Source organism: Achromobacter sp. 1012554356 (genome assembly GCF_059760815.1).
On the sequence record NZ_JCBANC010000036.1, the window covers coordinates 34,575 to 51,925 of the forward strand.

Below are 17,351 nucleotides of genomic sequence, written 5' to 3' on the forward strand. Positions count from 1 at the left end.
GCGCGGCTGCGCGCCATCATGCGCCCTTCAAGCGATCCGGCACGTCCTCCATGTCGCTGCACACCGCCAGCACTTCTGCCGGCTTTCTGCTCAGCGACAGATACACGTGGCCGATGCTGCTGTCGAAGTACGCCGATTCCAGCCGGTTCAGCACGACGCTGTCGCCGTTTTCGAACTGGATTCGCACTTTTCCCGACAAAACCACGACGAATTCCTGCCCGGGGTGGCGGATGTAGTCCTCAAACTCCACGACCTTGCGCGAATCGATCATGGCGACCATCGGCAGCATCTTCTTGCCGGGGTATTCGCCCATCAGCAGGCGATAGTGATAGTTCTCGGTGATGTAGTCGCGGGCATCGCTGAGCCGGTTCTTGACGAAGGTGGGGGCGACCGCGGCCTGGGCGGCGTCGCGCAGCATGAACATGCGCGTCATGTCGATGTCGAGCGCGCGGGCCAGCGCGGCGAATTTTTCGTAGCTGAGGGCGATCTGGCCGAGTTCGGCCTTCGATAGCGTCGATACCGCGATGCCGCTGGCCTTGGACAGCGCCTGCAAGGTCATCTTCCTGGCCTTGCGCTCGGCGCGCAGGCGGGCGCCCATTTCTTCCTTGCCCACGATTTCGGGCGGGGATGTGTTGCCGGTTGGGGCCATGTAGCGGTCTGGCTTATAGGGTTGAGGGCTGGGGCAGGGCCCGCAAGCCCCGCCGCGTGTAGCCGGATTGTAAGGGGTTGGCCGGGTCAGGCGGGGGGCTGGGCGCCGGTGCGTTCGACGATCATCCGGTAGTGCTCGGGCCGGCGGTGGGCGGCGAAGTTGAAGATGTTGGCGCGGTAGTGATCCGACACCGACAGGTCGCAGACGAAATTGATGACCTCGTCGTCCTCGGAAAAGGTGCGCACCATGATTTCTCCGGTGGGCGCGACGATGCAGGATCCGCCGATCATGGGGTTGCCTTCCTCGACGCCGGCTTTGGCCGCGGCGGCCACCCAGCAGGCGTTCTGGTACGCGCCGGCCTGCAGCGACAGCAGGTGGTGGTGCATGCGCAGGTGGATCGGCTCGTTCCATTGCACGTAGCCGGACGGGGTGTTGTAGCCCGCCATGATGACCTCCACGCCCTGCAGGCCCATGACGCGAAACGTTTCGGGCCAGCGCCGGTCGTTGCAGATGCACATGCCGATGGCGGCGTCCGGGGTCTGCCATACCGGAAATCCCAGGTCGCCGACGGCGAAGTACTTTTTTTCCAGGTGCTGCAGGGGCGCGCCGTCGACGGCTTGCGCGTCGCCGGGGATGTGGATCTTGCGGTACTTGCCCACGATCTGCCCGTCGCGCCCGACGAGGATGCTGGTGTTGTATTGCACGCCGTCCGCCAGCTCGGCGTAGCCGAGGTAGAAGCCGATGCCCTTGTCGCGCGCCGCGTCGAACAGCGGGCGGGTCAATGGCCCCGGCATCTCGGTTTCAAAAAACGCCTGCACCTCGGCGGGATCGTCGATCGACCAGCGCGGAAAGAACGTGGTCAGCGCCAGTTCCGGGAACGTCACCCAGGCCGCGCCGCGGCTGTGGGCGTCTTCCAGCAGGTCGATGAGCCGGCGCACGACCTGAACCCGGGTGTCGCTGCGCTGGACGGGACCGAGCTGCGCGACGGCCAGATGAAGTTTGCGAGCGCTCATGCGGCGCTCCGCGCGAGCACGCGGCCAGCGTGCTGGCCGGTGAAGGCCTGGTCTTGCCAGACGGGCGCGCCGTTGACGTAGACCGAGTGGATGCCCGCCGCGCGTTCGGTGGGGCGTTCGAAGGTGGCGGCGTCGGCCACTGTAGCCGGGTCGAAGACCACGAGGTCGGCGAAGTAACCGGGCTGCACCTGCCCGCGCTCGGCCAGGCCGAACTTGGCGGCGGTCAGGCCGGTCATCTTCCACACGGCGGTCTCCAGCGGGAAGAGGCCCAGGTCTCGCGAATAATGGCCCAGCACGCGCGGGAAGGTGCCCCACAGGCGGGGGTGCGGGCGCTCGTCGTGGGGCAGGCCGTCCGAGCCGATCATGGTGGGGCCGAACTTCAGGATGCGCTGCACGTCGGGCTCGTCCATCATGAAGTAGATGGCGCCTGCCGGTTGCAGCTCGGGCACCACGTCGAATTTGGACTTGCCGCGTTCGGCGGCCACCTCGTCCAGGTCGCGGCCGCTGAGTTCGGGAAAGGGCTTGCACCAGGTGATGATGGTTCGGCCGGCCAGCAGCACGCGGTCCTGCTTGAGCATGGTGGAGCCGGCCACGTAGGGGTAGGCGTCCAGCGAGACGTCCTGCTTGGCCATCGCGGCCTCGATCAGCGGCAGGGTCTCGGCGGAGCGGCCGAAGTTGGGCTGGCCCATGACCTTGTGATGCGAGATCACGACCGGCACGTCCAGTTCGCGGCCAATGCGGAAGGTCTCTTCCAGTGCCGCCACGATGTGTTCGCCCTCGTCGCGCATGTGGGTGGCGTAGATGCCGCCGTGCGTGTTGAGCGGGCGGCAGACCTCGATGATTTCCTCGGTGGTGGCCTGGGCTGCCGGCGGGTAGAACGTGCCGGTGGAGATGCCGATGGCGCCGCTGGCCAGCGCATCGTCGGCCAGCGTCTGCATGGCCTGCACTTCGCCCGCCGTGGCGGCGCGCTGCAGGTCGGACATGACGGCGGCGCGCAGCGTGGAGTGGCCGACCATGCAGGCGGCGTTGACGGCGGCGGGCGTGGCGCGCAGGGCGTCCAGGTAATCGGAGAATCGTTCGAAGCGGTACGAGCCGCCTTCATCCAGCAGGTCCAGCGGCGCGGGCGGGCTGGCGTGGGCGTGGGCCAGCGGCGCCAGGCTGATGCCGCAGTTTCCCGTGACGACAGTGGTGACGCCCTGCGAGATCTTGGGCGTCATGTCGCGGCGCTTGAGCAGGTAGTTGTCGTCGTGCGTGTGCGAGTCGATGAAGCCGGGCGCCACCACTTTGCCCGTCACGTCGATGCGGCGTTGCGCGGCGCTGCCGGACAGGTCGCCCACGGCGGCGATGCGGTCGCCGCGCACGCCCACGTCGGCGCGCTGCCCGGGGGCGTTGGTGCCGTCGATGACGGTGCCGCCGGCGAGGATGTAGTCGAACGGGGTGGTGTCGGGCTGGGACATGCAGTTCTCCGGCTAGATGGAATCAGGCAATGCGGGGATCAGGCAAAGTGGCAGGCGACCTGCTGTTCGGTGGCGATCTGGCGGGGCTGGGGCGTTTCTTCGGCGCAGCGTGGCTGTGCCATGGGGCAGCGCGTGCGGAACGCGCATCCGGACGGGGGCGACAGCGGGCTGGGAATTTCGCCCTTCAGGACCTCGACGGGATTGCGTTCTCCCTGACGGGCGGACGGCACGGCGGCAAGCAGCGCGCGGGTGTAAGGGTGGGCTGGGCGGTCGAAGATGGCATCCCGGGTGCCGATCTCGACGATCTTGCCCAGGTACATCACGGCCACGCGGTGGCTGATGTGGCGCACGACGCTCAGGTCGTGCGAGATGAACACATAGGTCAGCCCTAGATCACGCTGCAGGTCCATCAGCAGGTTGATGACCTGCGCCTGCACCGACACGTCCAGCGCCGACACAGGTTCATCGCAGACGATGAGGCCCGGATCCAGCGCCAGGGCGCGCGCAATCACGATGCGCTGGCGCTGGCCGCCCGAAAATTCGTGCGGATACTTGTCGGCGGCGTCGGGCCGCAGGCTGACGCGGGCCAGCAGTTGCGCCACGCGTTCGCGGATGGCCTCGCGGCCATGGCCGAAGTTGCGCAGCGGCTCGCCGATGATGTCGCGCACACGCATGCGCGGGTTCATCGACGAAAACGGGTCCTGGAAGATGAACTGCATGCGGCGGCGCATGGCGCGCAACTGGCTGCTGTTCATCTTGGCGAGGTCCTCGCCTTCCAGCAGGATGCGGCCTTCAGTGGGATCGGTCAGGCGGATCAGGCACTTGCCGGTGGTGGATTTGCCGCAGCCGGATTCGCCGACCAGGCTGAGGGTCTGGCCGCGCGGCACCGACAGCGAGATGCCGTCGACCGCGCGCAGCACCTTGGCGCCGCGCCCGCTGTCCACGGGAAAGTGTTTCTTCAGGCCGATGACTTCCAGCATGGGCACGGCGGCGGTGGCCGCGGGCGCGGAAGACGTGAGCGGAATGTCGTGCAGGTTCATGGCAGGTCTCACGCGGTCAGGGCGGCGGGCGCGGGGGCGTCCTGGCGCGCCCAGCACCAGACGCGGTGGCGGGCGCCGATGTCGGTGGCGGACGGCGCTTCCTCGGTGCAGCGCTGCAGGGCCTGCGGGCAGCGCGCCGCAAAGGCGCAGCCGCGCGACGCGGGCGTCCTGACGGGCACGATGCCGGGCAGCTCGGCCAGCCGGGCTGTGTGGTCCTGGCCGTCGACGAAGTCGGGCAGCGAACGGATCAGCGCCTGCGTGTACGGATGCTGCGGACGGTCCAGCACGTCGTCCACGCTGCCTTCCTCGACCTTGCGGCCGGCATACATGACGATCACGCGCTGGCACATCTGCGCGACCACGCCCAGGTCGTGCGTGATCAGCACGATGGCCGTGCCAAGCCGCGCCTGGATGTCGCGCAGAAGGTGCAGGATCTGCGCCTGGATGGTGACGTCGAGCGCCGTGGTGGGCTCGTCGGCGATCAGCACCTTGGGCTGACAGGCCAGCGCCATGGCGATCATGGCGCGCTGGCGCATGCCGCCCGAGAGCTGGTAGGGATACTCGCGCACGCGGCGCGCCGGATCAGAAATCTGCACCAGGTCCAGCAGCGCCTCGGCCTGCACCAGCGCCTCGCGGCGCGACAGGCCCTGGTGCAGCATGAGCGATTCGCTGATCTGCTTGCCCACCGAGATGACGGGGTTCAGCGACGTCATGGGCTCCTGGAAGATCATCGAAATCTGGTTGCCGCGGATGGCGCGCATCGATTTCTCGGGCAGCGCCAGCAGGTCACGGCCGTCGAATTCGATGCTGCCGCCCGCGACGCGCCCCGGGGCGCGCAGCAGCCGCATGATGGACAAAGAGGTGACGCTCTTGCCGCAGCCCGATTCGCCGACCAGGCCCAGCGTTTCGCCGGGCAGGAGGTCGAACGAGAGCTTGTCGACGGCCAGCACGGTGGTGTCGTCGCCGTCAAAACAGGTGGTGAGGTCTTGCACGCGCAGGACGGGTTGGGTTTGCATGTGCGCTCCTACAGCTTCTTGGCCAGGCGGGGATCGAGCATGTCGCGCAGCCCGTCGCCGACCAGGTTGACGGCCAGGACGGCCACGCCCAGGAAGATGCCCGGATACAGGATGATGTGGAACGCCACGGCCACGAAGTTGCGGCCTTCGGCCATGATGTTGCCCCAGCTCGGAATGTGCGGCGGGATGCCCACGCCCAGGAAGCTGAGCACCGCTTCGGTCAGGATGGCCGAGGCCGCAATGAACGTGGCCTGCACCATCAGCGGCGCGAAGAGGTTGGGCAGGATGTGGCGCATCAGGATCGACGGCACACGCGTGCCGACCGACACGGCGGCCTCGATGTACGGCTGTTCGCGGATGGTCAGCACCAGCGCCCGCACCAGGCGCACGACGCGCGGCACTTCGGGTACGACGATGGCGATGATGACGGTGCCCAGGCCGCCCTTCAGCGTAGCCATCAGCGCAATGGCCAGCAGCACGCCGGGGATGGCCATCAGGCCGTCCATGATGCGCATGATGAGGGCGTCGATGCGGCGGAAGTAACCGGCCATCATGCCCAGCACCACGCCGGCAACCGTGGAGACGACCGCCACCACGATGCCGACCAGGAGGGAAATGCGCGCGCCCCAGACGGTGCGCGAATAGACGTCGCGGCCCAGCGCGTCTGTGCCGAACAGATGCTCCGCCGACGGCGGCTTCATGCGCGCCATCGGATTGATCTCCTGCGGGTCGACCGTGGCCAGCCACGGCGCGGCCAGCGCGATGGCGGCCAGCGCCAGCAGGATCGCGCCGCCCGCATACAGCATGGGGTGGCGGCGCACGGATCGGAAGGCGCGCCGCAGGCGTGGGCGCGCGGCGGGAAGCGGCAGGGTGGTCGTGTTCATGCGTTGCCTCTTCTCAGTAGCGGATGCGGGGATCGAAGAGCCGGTAGCTCAGGTCGACCAGCAGGTTGATCAGCACGTAGATGCCCGAGGCCACCAGCAGCACGCCCTGAATGACCGGATAGTCGTGGCGCAGCACGGCGTCGATGGTCAGGCGGCCCAGGCCGGGGATCGCGAACACGGTCTCGGTCACGACGACGCCGCCGATCAGGAGCGCCACGCCCACGCCGATCGTGGTGATGATCGGATTGGCGGCGTTCTTCAGCGCATGCCAGACGACGGGTCCGGACGACAGGCCCTTGGCGCGCGCGGTGCGGATGTAGTCTTCGGACAGGGCTTCCAGCATGGTGGCGCGCGTCATGCGGGTGAGCAGCGCCATGTAGACCAGGCCCAGCGACAGACAGGGCAGCACGAGGTGGCGCAAGTAAGGCACGAGGCCATCGGCCAGCGGCTTGTAACCCTGCACCGGCAGCCAGCCGAGCTTGATGGAAAAGCCGTACACGAGGCTGTAGCCGATCAGGAACACGGGGACCGAGAACGCACAGACCGCGCCCACCATCACCAGCCTGTCCAGCCACTTGCCGGCGTTCCAGGCGGCCAGCACGCCCAGCGGAATCGCCGCCAGCACGGCAAACAGCATCGTGAAGAGCGCGATCGAGATCGTCGGGCCCATGCGCTGCGCGATGAGCTGAGACACGGGCATCTGCGTGGACATCGAGGTGCCCAGGTCGCCCACGGCAATATGGCTGATCCAGATGACGAACTGCTGCAGGAGCGGCTTGTCGAGTCCCAGGTTCTGTCGGATTTTTTCGACGTCGTCGGCGGTGGCGTTGTCGCCCGCGATCACTGCCGCGGGATCGCCCGGCGATAGGTGTATCAGCAGGAAGACCACGACGGCCACGACGGCCATGACGGGTATGACGGCCGCGATGCGGCGCAGGATGAATTTCACGCTGGATTCCCCCCGGCTTGCGGCCGGGCGCGTGCGGCGCCCGGCGTCTGCCTTACGGTTTCTCGATGTTCCACATCACCGGAATGCCGGACTCGATCAGACCGGTCTGCTTCAAGCCGCGCACCGCGAAGACAGGCTTGAACTCGCCCCACATCACGTACGGCACCGTCTGGTAGGCGCGCGCCTGGATCTGCGCGGCGAGGTCCTTGCGCTTGGCGGCGTCCGTCTCGCGGATCCAGCTGGTGCGCAGGGTGTCCAGTTCCTTGTCGCACGGCCAGCCCGGCAGGCTGTTGCCGCAGGCGGCGGACAGCCAGGGGTTGGTCACCGGCGTGCTGGCGTCGAAGTAGCCGCCCCAGGTCAGGAAGATGTTCCAGCCGCCCTGGGCGGGCGGATCCTTCTTCAGGCGGCGGCCGGCCAGAGAGGCCCAGTCCATCGACTGCAGATCCACGTTCACGCCAGCCTTCTTCAGGTTCTGCGCCAGCACCATGACCGCGGGGGCGCTCAGGTGATCAGTGGGGTACAGCAGCACCACCTTCTCGCCCTTGTAGCCGGCCTCTTGCAGCAGTTGCTTGGCGCGCGCGGGATCGGTCTTGGCGTAGGGCGCGGCGCCCGCGTCGGTCGCCAGGGGCGAGCCGCAGATGTACATGGTGGCGCAGTAGTCCACGCGGTACTTGTCCGGGTAGCCCATCGCGGTCAGCATTTCCTTCTGGCTGACCAGGTAGTACACGGCCTGACGCGCAAGCGGGTTGTTGAACGGCGGATGCAGCGAATTCAGAATCACCATGCCTTGCGAAGCGACCGACGTGCTCAGCGTGATGTCCGGGTTGGTTTCCAGCACCGGCAGGAAGTCGGGCGTGACCTGTTCGATCATGTCGACCTCGCCGTTCATCAGCGCGGCCGTCGAGGTGTTGCCATCCGGGATGTAGACCCACTCCACGCGGTCCACCTTGACGTTCTTGCCGCCCGCCAGGCCGTCCGGCGCTTCGGATCGCGGCACGTAGGCCGGGTTCTTCACGTAGACGACCTTGTTGCCGGGCACCCATTCATCGCGCTTGAAGAGGAACGGGCCCGAGCCGACCATTTCGGTGACCTGGGTGTTCGGATCGGTGGCGGCCAGCCGCTTGGGCATGATGAAGGGCGGCATGCCCGAGGGCTTGGACAGCGCATCCAGCACCAGGCCGAAGGGCTCCTTCAGCGTCAGCGTGAACGTGTTCTCGTTGGTGGCGGCGAATTCCGCGCCGGCCGCCATCATGGCCTGGCCGAGCGTGTCCTTCTTTGCCCAGCGCTGGATCGACGCAATGCAGTCCTCGGCCGTCACCGGCGTGCCGTCGTTGAATTTCAGGCCGGGACGCAGCGTGAAGGTCCAGGTCTTGCCGTCTTCGGACTTGGTCCAGGTGTCCACCATCTGCGGTTTGACCTGGCCCTTGCTGTCCTGGGCGAACAGGGTGTCGAACACCATGTAACCGTGGTTGCGCGTGATGTAGGCGGTGTTGAAGAGCGGGTCCAGCGTCTTCAGGTCCGCGTGCGGCACCAGCCGCAGCGTCTTGGTCTGGGCGAGCGCGCCGGTCGCGGCGCTCATGGCCAGGAGCGCCGCGGCTCCCAGCAGGCTGAAACGTCTGATCATGGATTTCCCCTTGTTGGTTCTGGTCTGCCGGTCATGGGCAGCAATGGTGGTTGGTCATGGGCCCCGGCCTCAGGCCTTGAACGGCCATTTCGGCAGCTTGCGCTTGAAGAATGGCAGCGTGTTGAGGTCATTCGTGATGGCGCCCGGCGTCTCGACGTAGATGACGTGGCGGCCCACCTTCGAGTACGAGGCGTAGAAGTGCTGCGACGACTTCACGATGATGAGCTTCATCGCGGCCAGGTCCACGCCGAACTGCGTGAAAAGGTCGGTGCCCATCGCCTGGGTGCGAGAGGTGGTCATCACGAGGGTCACGCCGCCGGTGCGCACGACGGCAACGTCGCCCAGCAGCGCGGGCGTGCCGGCCAAGCCGGTCATGACGGCGTCGCGCTTGAGCGCCAGGATCTCGCAGTCCAGGTCCAGCGGCTGGCCCGACACCGGCGCCACCTTGCCGCCGACGCGCAGCTTGATCTGCGCGCCTTCGCCCGCCTCGAAGCACAGCTGCACCGCAACCGGATCCCAGAACGGGCCGGTGGCGACGTCGGTGATGCCGCGCGCCAGCACGCGTTCCAGGATGAAGGTGGCATCGCTGGGCGCGCCGCCACCGGCGTTGTCGGCCGAGTCGGCCAGCACCACCGGAAACTCCTTGTGCGCCAGCGCCTCATCCAGCGCTTCGTCCGCGCCGGGGTAGGGCGGCGCAAGCTGGTCGCGGAAACCGATGATCTCTTCGCCCAGCGTGCGCGCCAGCGCCTCGGCCTGCGTGGCGTCGCCGTCGGTATAGACCAGCACCTTCGATCCCATGTCCGGCGTGTCGCCCCACGGAAAGCCGTGCGCGATGGACACGGATAGCACGCCTTCCTTGCCCTCCATCGCGAGCAGGCGGTCCACGAAGCTGCGCATCGGCTCGCGGCTGGTGTGCATGATGGAAATCATCTCGCAGTCGTAGATCGCGCGCGTGGGGTTGATGCGGCCTTCGGCGCGCGCCACGCACAGGTCGACCAGGTCGAACGCGCGTTCCAGGATGTCGGTGTGGGGGTATTCCTTGAAACAGACCAGGAAGTCGGCGCTCTCCACCATCGCATCGGTCAGGTGGCAGTGCGGGTCGAGCTCGGCGCCGATCACGGTGCCGGGGCCGACGATCTCCCGCGCACGGCGCAGCAGGTCGCCTTCACAGTCGTCGTAGCCGTCGGCGACCATGGCGCCATGCAGGCCGAAGAGCGCGATATCGACCTTGCCCGCGCGGCGCAGATCGTCCAGCAGCTCATCGCGCAGCGTCTCGTAGGCGTGGCGGGTGGTGACGCCGGCCGGCGTTGCGCCCGCCGTCAGGCCCTCGATAAGCGTCCAGTCCTTGCCCGCGGCGCGCTGGCGCGCGGCCCACAGCGGGCCCGAGAACATCTGCATGCGGTCCGGATGCTGGCCGGCGGGGTAGTAGCCGCGCGCCCGGTAGGAGGCCAGGCCGGTCGGGATGGGGGAAAAGGTGTTCGTTTCGGTCGCCAGGGACCCGGAAAAGATTTTCATGAATGACGCTCCGCGCAAAAGTGGGGGCTTGAGGGCGCGGGCATCGGGGCGCGCGCTTGGGGGTGTCGCCCCGCCAGGCGTGGGCCTGGCGGTGTCATGCAATCGAACCAATACGGCGTCAGGCGGCCGCGGGGCCTTTGGCCTGGGCGTCGCCCAGCCATGCCTGCACTTCGATCTCGACGTCCACGTCCAAGGCCAGCTTGGCCTCGACGGTGGAGCGCGAGGGGAAATCGGACGGGAAATGGCTGCGGTAGGCCTCGTTGAATTGCGCGAACAGCGCCAGATCGGTCAGCCACACGGTCACGCGTACCACGTCCTTGAGGCTGGCGCCGGCCATTGCCAGCGTTTCCTTGATGCGCTCGATGGCGGCGTGGGTCTGTGCGGTGATGTCGCCGCGCACGACCTGGCCGTCGGCGTCCAACGGGATCTGGCCGGACAGGAACAGGAAGCCGCCCGCCTGGGTGGCGCGCGAAAAGGGCATGGGCAGGGGGCTGGGGTAACGGGTGATGGCGGTCATGTCGGGGTCTCGGTGATCGGGGTCTCGGTTGTCGAAAGCCGGATTAGCGCAGGCGCTCGGGCCGCACGGCGTCGGCATTGACGCCGTGCGCGTGCAGGTGATCGGGAAGGGGCTGGCGCGTCAGCAGCGCGGCCGCCAGCTCGGACGTGGCCGCCGCGGTCTGGATGCCATAGCCGCCTTGCGCAGCCAGCCAGAAGAAGGCGGGCGTGGCCGCGTCCCAGCCCACGACGAAATCGCCGTCGCGCACGAACGAGCGCAGGCCGGCCCAGGTGTGCTTCGGACGCCGAATGGTCAGCGTCGTGGCGGTTTCGATGCGGTAGATGCCGGTGGCCACATCCAGCTCTTCGGGCACGACATCGTGCGCGTCGACCGGGTCGGCATTCGCGGGCGAGCCCAGAAGCTGTCCGGCGTCCGGCTTGAAGTAATAGCTTTCGTCCACGCCGACCACGGCGGGCCAGTGCGAGAAATCCACGTCGTCCGGACCGCTGAAGGTGAAGGCAGTGCGGCGGCAGGGTTGCAGGCCGACGGGAGCCGCCCCGCATAGGGCAGCCATGTGGTCGGCCCATGCGCCCGCGGCGTTGACGACTGCGCGCGCCCGAATTTGGCGGCCATCGGCCAGGCTCAGCGTCCAGACATCGTTCTCGTGCACGGCGCGGACCAGTTCGGCGTTGTTGTGCAGCACGGCGCCCTGGCGGCTCATGCCGCGCAGAAAGCCCTGGTGCAGGGCATGCACGTCGATGTCGCGCGCATCGGGCTCTTCGATAGCGCCGCAGAGCTGGTCTTCGCGCAGGCAGGACACGCGGGCCACCGCTTGCGCGGCGTCGATCAGGGTGACGTTGGGCGACTGATGGTGAAAATCTTCGAACGCATCCTGCAGCAGGTCCTTCTGATCTGGCGTTGCGATGTACAGCACGCCGCGAGGACTGAGCAGCGGATGCTCGCAGAAGCCTTCCGGCGGATGTTCGTAGAACGCGCGGCTGGCGCGCGTGAGCGCCTTGATCTGCGAGGTGCCGTAGGTCTCCATGAACATGGCCGCGGAGCGGCCGGTGGAGTGATAACCGGGTTGGGATTCGCGCTCCAGCACTGCCACGGACGCCGAGGCGCTCAGGCGGTAGGCCACGGAGGCGCCGGCGATCCCGGCGCCGACCACGGCAAAGTCGTATAGGGTTTCAGCAGTCATTTTGTCGGAAGCGAGAATTCTCTTATTTGATAATTCTCGAATACGATAGTTTTTTGACGGCGCCGAGGTAATAGGGGAATGCCCGGATTGGGGGCAAAGGCGCGATATCGGGGGCGCGTTAGCCCAGCTTGCCCAGCAACCCGATCAGCTTGCGCCGATCCGCCGCGCCTAGTTTTCCGCTGATGCGCGCGTCGTGCGCTTGCACGGCCTCGGTGATGGCGGCCAGTGCGTCATGGCCGGCCGGCGTCATGGCCAACGCGTAGGCGCGCCGGTCGCGTTCGGCCTCCTGGCGTTCCACGTAGCCCAGTTCCTGCAGCTGGTTGACGATCTGCACCGCGCCCGAACGCGCGATGCCCAGGATGCGGGCCAGGTCGGTGAGCTTGAGGTTTTCGTTCGCGGCGATCAGCGTCAGCGCCGAGTAGCGCTGCGGCGTGATGTCCCACGGCGCCAGCGCGGCCAGGAAGTCCTCGTAGATCAGTATCTGCGCGCGGCGGATGGCGTAGCCGACCAGGTCGTCCAGGGCGCCGTACTGTATGCCGGGCACATGCGGATCGAAGTGTTCGCCGCGGGCAGCAGGGCGGCGAGGGTGTGGGGCGGAGGCTCTGGACATTGGGGGCGGATCGCGTACGGGCCTCAACACTAATGCAGGCGTCGCCGCCGCGCCACCGGATTGCGGGAAATCCCTCGTGCGAAATGCACGGCGATTTTGTTATGTTGCATAACAAATAAGACCAGGAGTAGACATGCAAATCGTCATTGCCGGCGCCGGTATCGGCGGGCTGACCCTTGCGCTGATGCTGCATCGGCGCGGCATCGGCTGCCGCATCTATGAAAGCGCGCAGGAATTGCGGCCCTTGGGCGTCGGCATCAATCTGCTGCCCCACGCGGTCAGCGAGATCGAACAGCTGGGACTCATGCCCGAGCTGGCCGAACGCGCCATCGAGACCTCGCAGCTTCACTATTACAACAAGCTTGGCCAGCCGATCTGGCGCGAGCCGCGCGGCCTGCAGGCCGGTTATCCGCTGCCGCAGTTTTCCGTGCATCGCGGCGAATTCCAGATGCTGCTGGCGCAGGCCGTGCGCGACCGGCTCGGGCCGGATGCCATCGTGCCGGGCATGGTGCTGGAATCGGCCAGCCAGGATGCGGGGGGCGTGCACGCGCAGTTCCGCCGCCGCGCGGACAACGTGCTGCAGACCGTGCACGGCGACATCCTGGTGGGCGCCGACGGCATCCACTCGGCGCTGCGCCGTCAACTGCATCCGGTGGGGGACGATCCGCGGTTTTCCGGGCGCATGCTGTGGCGCGCCGTGACCGAGGCGCCGCCGTATCTGGACGGGCGCAGCATGTTCATGGCGGGGCACCAGGACCAGAAATTCGTCTGCTACCCGATCTCCGAACCGCTGCGCAAACAAGGCCGCTCGCTCATCAACTGGATCGCCGAGCTGTCGATCCCCGGCGCGGAACTGCCCGCCACCGACTGGAACCGCAAGGTCGACAAGTCCGTCTTCGCAGACCGCTTTGCCGATTGGCGCTGGGACTGGATCGACATCCCTGCCATCATCGACGGCGCCGAGGCGATCTACGAATTTCCGCTGGTGGACCGCGACCCGTTGCCGCGCTGGACGCGCGGCCGCATCACGCTCTTGGGCGATGCGGCACATCCGATGTATCCCATCGGCTCCAACGGATCCGCCCAGGCAATCCTGGACGCACGCTGCCTGGCTGACTGGCTGGATCAGGCCGAGCGTGGCAAGGCGCGCTCGGCAGAGATCGCGCTTCTGGAGTACGAGGCCGAACGCCTGCCGCGCACCGCCGGCATCGTGCTGCGCAACCGTTTGAACGGCCCCGAGCAGGTGATGCAGATGGCCGAAGAACGAGCGCCGCAAGGCTTCGCGGACATCAATGACGTGATATCGGGCGAAGAACTGGCGGCGGTGTCGCTGCGCTACAAGCAGTTGGCGGGCTTTGACCCCGCCGCGCTGCGCCTTGCCCGCGGAGAAAAACCATGAGCGATCCCGATGCCATCAATGAACCCAAAGCGCCCAGGCTGGAACACGTGACCACCGTCGTGGTCGACGTGGGCGCGCCGCAGGAAGTGGGCGATACGCCGCAGGGCCGGCGCCGCGTGATCCCGATCACCGGCGGCACGGTCGAAGGCCCGCGCCTGTCCGGCAAAGTGCTGCCCGGTGGCGCGGACTTCCAGATCATCCGCTCGGCCACGTTCACGGACATTCACGCGCGCTACGTGATCGAGACGCCCGCGGGCGAGCGCGTGTATGTCGAGAACACCGGCATCCGCACGGGCAGTGCCGAGGACATCGCGCGGCTGGCGCGCGGCGAAGCCGTCGATCCGGCGCGCATCTACTTTCGCAGCTATCCCCGCTTTGAGACGTCGTCGCCCGCGCTCGGCTGGATGAACGAAAGCCTGTTCATCGGCACCGGTGCGCGCTATCCCGACCGCGTCGAACTGCGCTTCTATCGCATTTGCTGAACCCGCGGCAGCCGCCGCGGCATTAAAAAAACCAGGAGACAACCATGCAAACGATGTTGCGCCGCCTGCTGGGCGGTTTGATGCTGTGCCTGCCGCTTGCGGCAGCCGCGCAGTTTCCCAATGGGCCGGTGCGCCTGAACGTGGGTTTTCCGCCCGGCACGGGGCCGGACATCGTCGCCCGCACACTGTCCCAGCACCTTGGACCGCTGCTGGGCGAAAGCGTGGTGGTGGAAAACAAGGTCGGCGCGGGCGGACAGATTGCCGCGCAGACGGTCGCGCGCAGTCCGGCCGACGGCCAGACACTGCTGCTGGGCGAAGTCGGCTCCATCAGCATTTCGCCCGCCACCTACCGCAACCTGAACTACGATCCGCCCCGCGATTTCGCGCCGATTTCCGAGGTGGTGCGTGCCGACTTCGTGCTGGTGGTGCCGGCCAGCTCGCCCTACAAGGACCTGGCGGCCTTCGTCGATGCCGCGAAAAAGGCGCCGGACCGCGTGAACTTTGCCACCTTCGGCGCGGGCACGCCGGGCCATTTCGGCGCGGAGCTTTTTGCGCGCGAGGCGGGCTTGAAGATCGAAGCGATCCATTACCGGTCGACGGGCGATGCCGTGTCGGGATTGGTGTCCGGGGGCGTGCAGGCGGCCTTCGTGACGACGGCGCTGGCCGCACCTCAGGTGCAGGGCGGCAAGCTGCGCGCGCTGGCCACCACCGGCGCGAAGCGCTCGCCCGCTTTGGCTGACGTGCCGACCTTCGCGGAGGGCGGCCTGCCGGCGGTGAACTTCGGCGCGTGGTTCGCGCTGTTCGCGCCGGCCGGCACGCCGGACGCCGTGCTGACCCGCTTGCAGGCCGACAGCGCCGCCGCGCTGCGCCAGCCGGCCGCCGTGAAGACGCTGGGCGAAGCGGGATTCGTCGTGGTGGGCTCGGACCGGCAGGCGCTGCAGGCCTTGCTGACGGCGGAATCGAAGCGCTGGGCCGACGTGGTGAAGGCGACGGGGTTCCGCGCCGACTGACGGATCGAGGGGATCGGCAATTGTCTATAGTCACGGGTTCTTCAATCTTCGTGCTTCACAGGAGACCCGCTGCATGTCCGATCCCACATCCGATCCCACATACGATCACGTCCTTTCCCATCCGCCCCGTTGCCTGGACGGCGTGCGCACCGCGCCCGTGCCGCTGCTCGTGGAGGATCGGGGCGAGGTCGCTGTCGCGTTCCGCCTGCTGGGCGCGGACGGGGCGCAGACGGGGGAGATCTTCGGGTTTGACCTGCGCGATTACAACGAACACGTCCAGGACTACGAGTTCGTCTCTCCGCTGGCGGTCAAATGGGACGGCGCGCCGGATGGCGTCGTGGTGTTCGACAGCGACATCCACGGCTACCACGGCGAGCTGGATTGCTCGGCCAAGATCCGCGGCGAGGGAGCGGCCCAGGCCTTTGCATGCCCCGCCTGCCAGGGCACGCGGTTCAGCGTCTTCGCGCAGTTCGACTACGACGGCACGGACGAGCTCTGGGACGAAGACCCGGACACGGTACAGAACTTCTTCAGCAACCTGATCGTGGCGGGCCAGTGCGCTTCCTGCAATACGGTGACTCGCGTCCTGGACATGGACCTCTGACGAGACCAAACGACTAAAGGCGGGCCGTCGGGAGGCGGCCACCCGAAGGCGGCCGATTGCTCGCGCAGATCGCACGTTTCGGCCCCTTTGGCATCACCTGTGGAACAGTATGTTCCAGCCAAAGTGCGTTTGAACGGGTATTCGCGTCATGGTCGAGCCGGTAGAATGCCTTCCATCGTCATCTCTATCTACTGGTCGAAAGGTCAAATAATGAGCAACGCATATCTCGAAGCGCTCAAGCAGCGCCGCACGCAGTATTCGCTGGGCCGCAACCTGTCGGCCTCCAAGGAAGAACTGACCACGCTGATCCAGGACGCGATCAAGCACAGCCCGTCCTCCTTCAACTCGCAAAGCTCGCGCGCCGTGATTCTGTTTGGCGCCGAAAGCGACAAGCTCTGGAACCTGGCCACGGAAGAAGTGCGCAAGGTTGCGCCCGCCGAAGGTTTCGACAAGACCGAAGCCAAGCTTAAGAGCTTTGCCGCCGGCGTGGGCACGATCCTGTTCTTCGAAGACCAGGACGTGGTGCGCGGCCTGCAGGAAAAGTTTGCGCTGTACGCCGACAACTTCCCGGTCTGGTCGGAGCAATCGGGCGGCATGGCCCAGTTGTCCGTGTGGACCGCGCTGGCCAACGCCGGCGTCGGCGCCAGCCTGCAGCACTACAACCCGCTGATCGACGCCGCCGTCGCGCGCGAATGGAACGTTCCCGCCTACTGGAAGCTGCGCGCGCAGATGCCGTTTGGCTCGAACGAAGCCGGTTTCGGCGACAAGGCTTTCATGGACGACGCCGAGCGCTTCCGCGTGTTTGGCTGATCGAGCCCGGGGGGGTGCCGCGCACGCCCCACATGACCGCGGTCTTCAGGCCCGCATTGCCCGGCAGGGCAATGCGGGCCTTGTCATTTGATCGAGCCCCCATATCGGCCGCACCGGATGGCGCTATAGTCGACCGATACCCCACCAGGAAGGAGTCGTCATGCAGACCAACGAGATCCATCGCGGCCGCCTGATCGATCACATTCAGCTTGTTGTGCGCGACCTGCCGGCCAGCCAGCGTTTCTACCAGGCGGTGTTCGATGCGCTCGAGGTGCCAATGGGCGGCACGGCCGACGATTATTTCTGGGCGGACGAGCTCTTCGTCTCATCGGCCGACAGCCAGGCCGCGCTGGGCCAGTTGACGGGACGCCACCATCTTGCGTTTCAGGCGCGCGATCAGGCGATGGTCGACGCGTTTTACAAGGCGGCGCTGGCCCACGGCGGCAAGGACAACGGCGCGCCGGGATTTCGCGAATATCACCCCGGCTACTACGGCGCCTTCGTGCTGGATCCGGACGGCAACAACATCGAAGCCGTGTTCCATGGCGAAGCCCAGCGCAGCGCGCCATCGGTCACCGTGACATTCTGACCG

The 17,351-nt window shown here is 67.0% G+C and carries 18 protein-coding genes; 6 read left to right on the plus strand and 12 right to left on the minus strand.

All coding sequences use genetic code 11. From position 1 onward, the window contains the following. Positions 1–16: 16 nt before the first annotated feature. From AC6LJW_RS18530 to AC6LJW_RS18585, 12 genes are all read right to left on the minus strand, one after another. Positions 17–649: a helix-turn-helix domain-containing protein gene (locus AC6LJW_RS18530; RefSeq protein WP_175137258.1), complete on the minus strand. Its 633-nt coding sequence runs from the start codon at positions 647–649 to the stop codon at positions 17–19. An 86-nt stretch (positions 650–735) separates the two neighbouring features. Next, complete coding sequence (locus tag AC6LJW_RS18535; RefSeq protein ID WP_498087944.1) at positions 736–1,662, minus strand: N-carbamoyl-D-amino-acid hydrolase; 927 nt, start codon at positions 1,660–1,662, stop codon at positions 736–738. Beyond that, complete coding sequence (locus AC6LJW_RS18540; protein WP_498087945.1) at positions 1,659–3,119, minus strand: N-acyl-D-amino-acid deacylase family protein; 1,461 nt, start codon at positions 3,117–3,119, stop codon at positions 1,659–1,661. Before AC6LJW_RS18540 ends, AC6LJW_RS18535 begins: the two co-directional genes overlap by 4 nt. A gap of 38 nt (positions 3,120–3,157) precedes the next feature. Continuing rightward, the gene (locus tag AC6LJW_RS18545) at positions 3,158–4,159 is read right to left on the minus strand and encodes an ABC transporter ATP-binding protein (RefSeq protein ID WP_498087946.1); all 1,002 of its coding nucleotides are present in this window, start codon (positions 4,157–4,159) and stop codon (positions 3,158–3,160) included. Between the two features lie 8 nt (positions 4,160–4,167). Next, positions 4,168–5,175: an ABC transporter ATP-binding protein gene (locus AC6LJW_RS18550; protein ID WP_498087947.1), complete on the minus strand. Its 1,008-nt coding sequence runs from the start codon at positions 5,173–5,175 to the stop codon at positions 4,168–4,170. An 8-nt stretch (positions 5,176–5,183) separates the two neighbouring features. Continuing rightward, the gene (locus AC6LJW_RS18555; protein ID WP_498087948.1) at positions 5,184–6,059 is read right to left on the minus strand and encodes an ABC transporter permease; all 876 of its coding nucleotides are present in this window, start codon (positions 6,057–6,059) and stop codon (positions 5,184–5,186) included. A gap of 13 nt (positions 6,060–6,072) precedes the next feature. After that, positions 6,073–7,008, minus strand: a complete 936-nt coding sequence (locus AC6LJW_RS18560) for an ABC transporter permease (protein ID WP_056568448.1) — start codon at positions 7,006–7,008, stop codon at positions 6,073–6,075. Between the two features lie 52 nt (positions 7,009–7,060). Further along, the gene (locus AC6LJW_RS18565) at positions 7,061–8,632 is read right to left on the minus strand and encodes an ABC transporter substrate-binding protein (RefSeq protein ID WP_427986311.1); all 1,572 of its coding nucleotides are present in this window, start codon (positions 8,630–8,632) and stop codon (positions 7,061–7,063) included. Positions 8,633–8,701: 69 nt separating this feature from the next. Next, positions 8,702–10,147, minus strand: a complete 1,446-nt coding sequence (locus tag AC6LJW_RS18570; RefSeq protein ID WP_498087949.1) for a M81 family metallopeptidase — start codon at positions 10,145–10,147, stop codon at positions 8,702–8,704. Between the two features lie 118 nt (positions 10,148–10,265). Beyond that, entirely contained in the window at positions 10,266–10,664 is a 399-nt protein-coding gene (locus tag AC6LJW_RS18575; protein ID WP_056568441.1) for a RidA family protein, read from the minus strand. Between the two features lie 43 nt (positions 10,665–10,707). After that, the gene (locus AC6LJW_RS18580; RefSeq protein WP_498087950.1) at positions 10,708–11,844 is read right to left on the minus strand and encodes an NAD(P)/FAD-dependent oxidoreductase; all 1,137 of its coding nucleotides are present in this window, start codon (positions 11,842–11,844) and stop codon (positions 10,708–10,710) included. A 118-nt stretch (positions 11,845–11,962) separates the two neighbouring features. Then, the gene (locus AC6LJW_RS18585; RefSeq protein ID WP_056568437.1) at positions 11,963–12,454 is read right to left on the minus strand and encodes a MarR family winged helix-turn-helix transcriptional regulator; all 492 of its coding nucleotides are present in this window, start codon (positions 12,452–12,454) and stop codon (positions 11,963–11,965) included. A 133-nt stretch (positions 12,455–12,587) separates the two neighbouring features. Between AC6LJW_RS18585 and AC6LJW_RS18590 the strand changes: the two genes are divergently transcribed. The 6 genes from AC6LJW_RS18590 (at position 12,588) to AC6LJW_RS18615 (ending at position 17,348) form a co-directional block, all read left to right on the plus strand. Next, positions 12,588–13,853 (plus strand): flavin-dependent oxidoreductase, encoded by a 1,266-nt coding sequence (locus tag AC6LJW_RS18590; protein WP_056568434.1) that lies wholly within the window; start codon positions 12,588–12,590, stop codon positions 13,851–13,853. After that, complete coding sequence (locus tag AC6LJW_RS18595; RefSeq protein ID WP_498087951.1) at positions 13,850–14,335, plus strand: DUF3237 domain-containing protein; 486 nt, start codon at positions 13,850–13,852, stop codon at positions 14,333–14,335. The genes AC6LJW_RS18590 and AC6LJW_RS18595 overlap by 4 nt, the downstream gene beginning before the upstream one ends. A gap of 44 nt (positions 14,336–14,379) precedes the next feature. Continuing rightward, entirely contained in the window at positions 14,380–15,345 is a 966-nt protein-coding gene (locus AC6LJW_RS18600; RefSeq protein ID WP_056568430.1) for a Bug family tripartite tricarboxylate transporter substrate binding protein, read from the plus strand. Positions 15,346–15,418: 73 nt separating this feature from the next. Further along, positions 15,419–15,949 carry a hypothetical protein gene (locus AC6LJW_RS18605; RefSeq protein WP_056568426.1) on the plus strand — a complete coding sequence of 177 codons (531 nt, stop codon included), beginning with the start codon at positions 15,419–15,421 and terminating at the stop codon, positions 15,947–15,949. Positions 15,950–16,159: 210 nt separating this feature from the next. Further along, positions 16,160–16,759, plus strand: coding sequence for a nitroreductase family protein (locus AC6LJW_RS18610; RefSeq protein ID WP_056568423.1), 600 nt, complete (start codon positions 16,160–16,162; stop codon positions 16,757–16,759). 160 nt (positions 16,760–16,919) lie between these two features. After that, positions 16,920–17,348, plus strand: a complete 429-nt coding sequence (locus AC6LJW_RS18615; RefSeq protein ID WP_056568420.1) for a VOC family protein — start codon at positions 16,920–16,922, stop codon at positions 17,346–17,348. Positions 17,349–17,351: the final 3 nt, after the last annotated feature.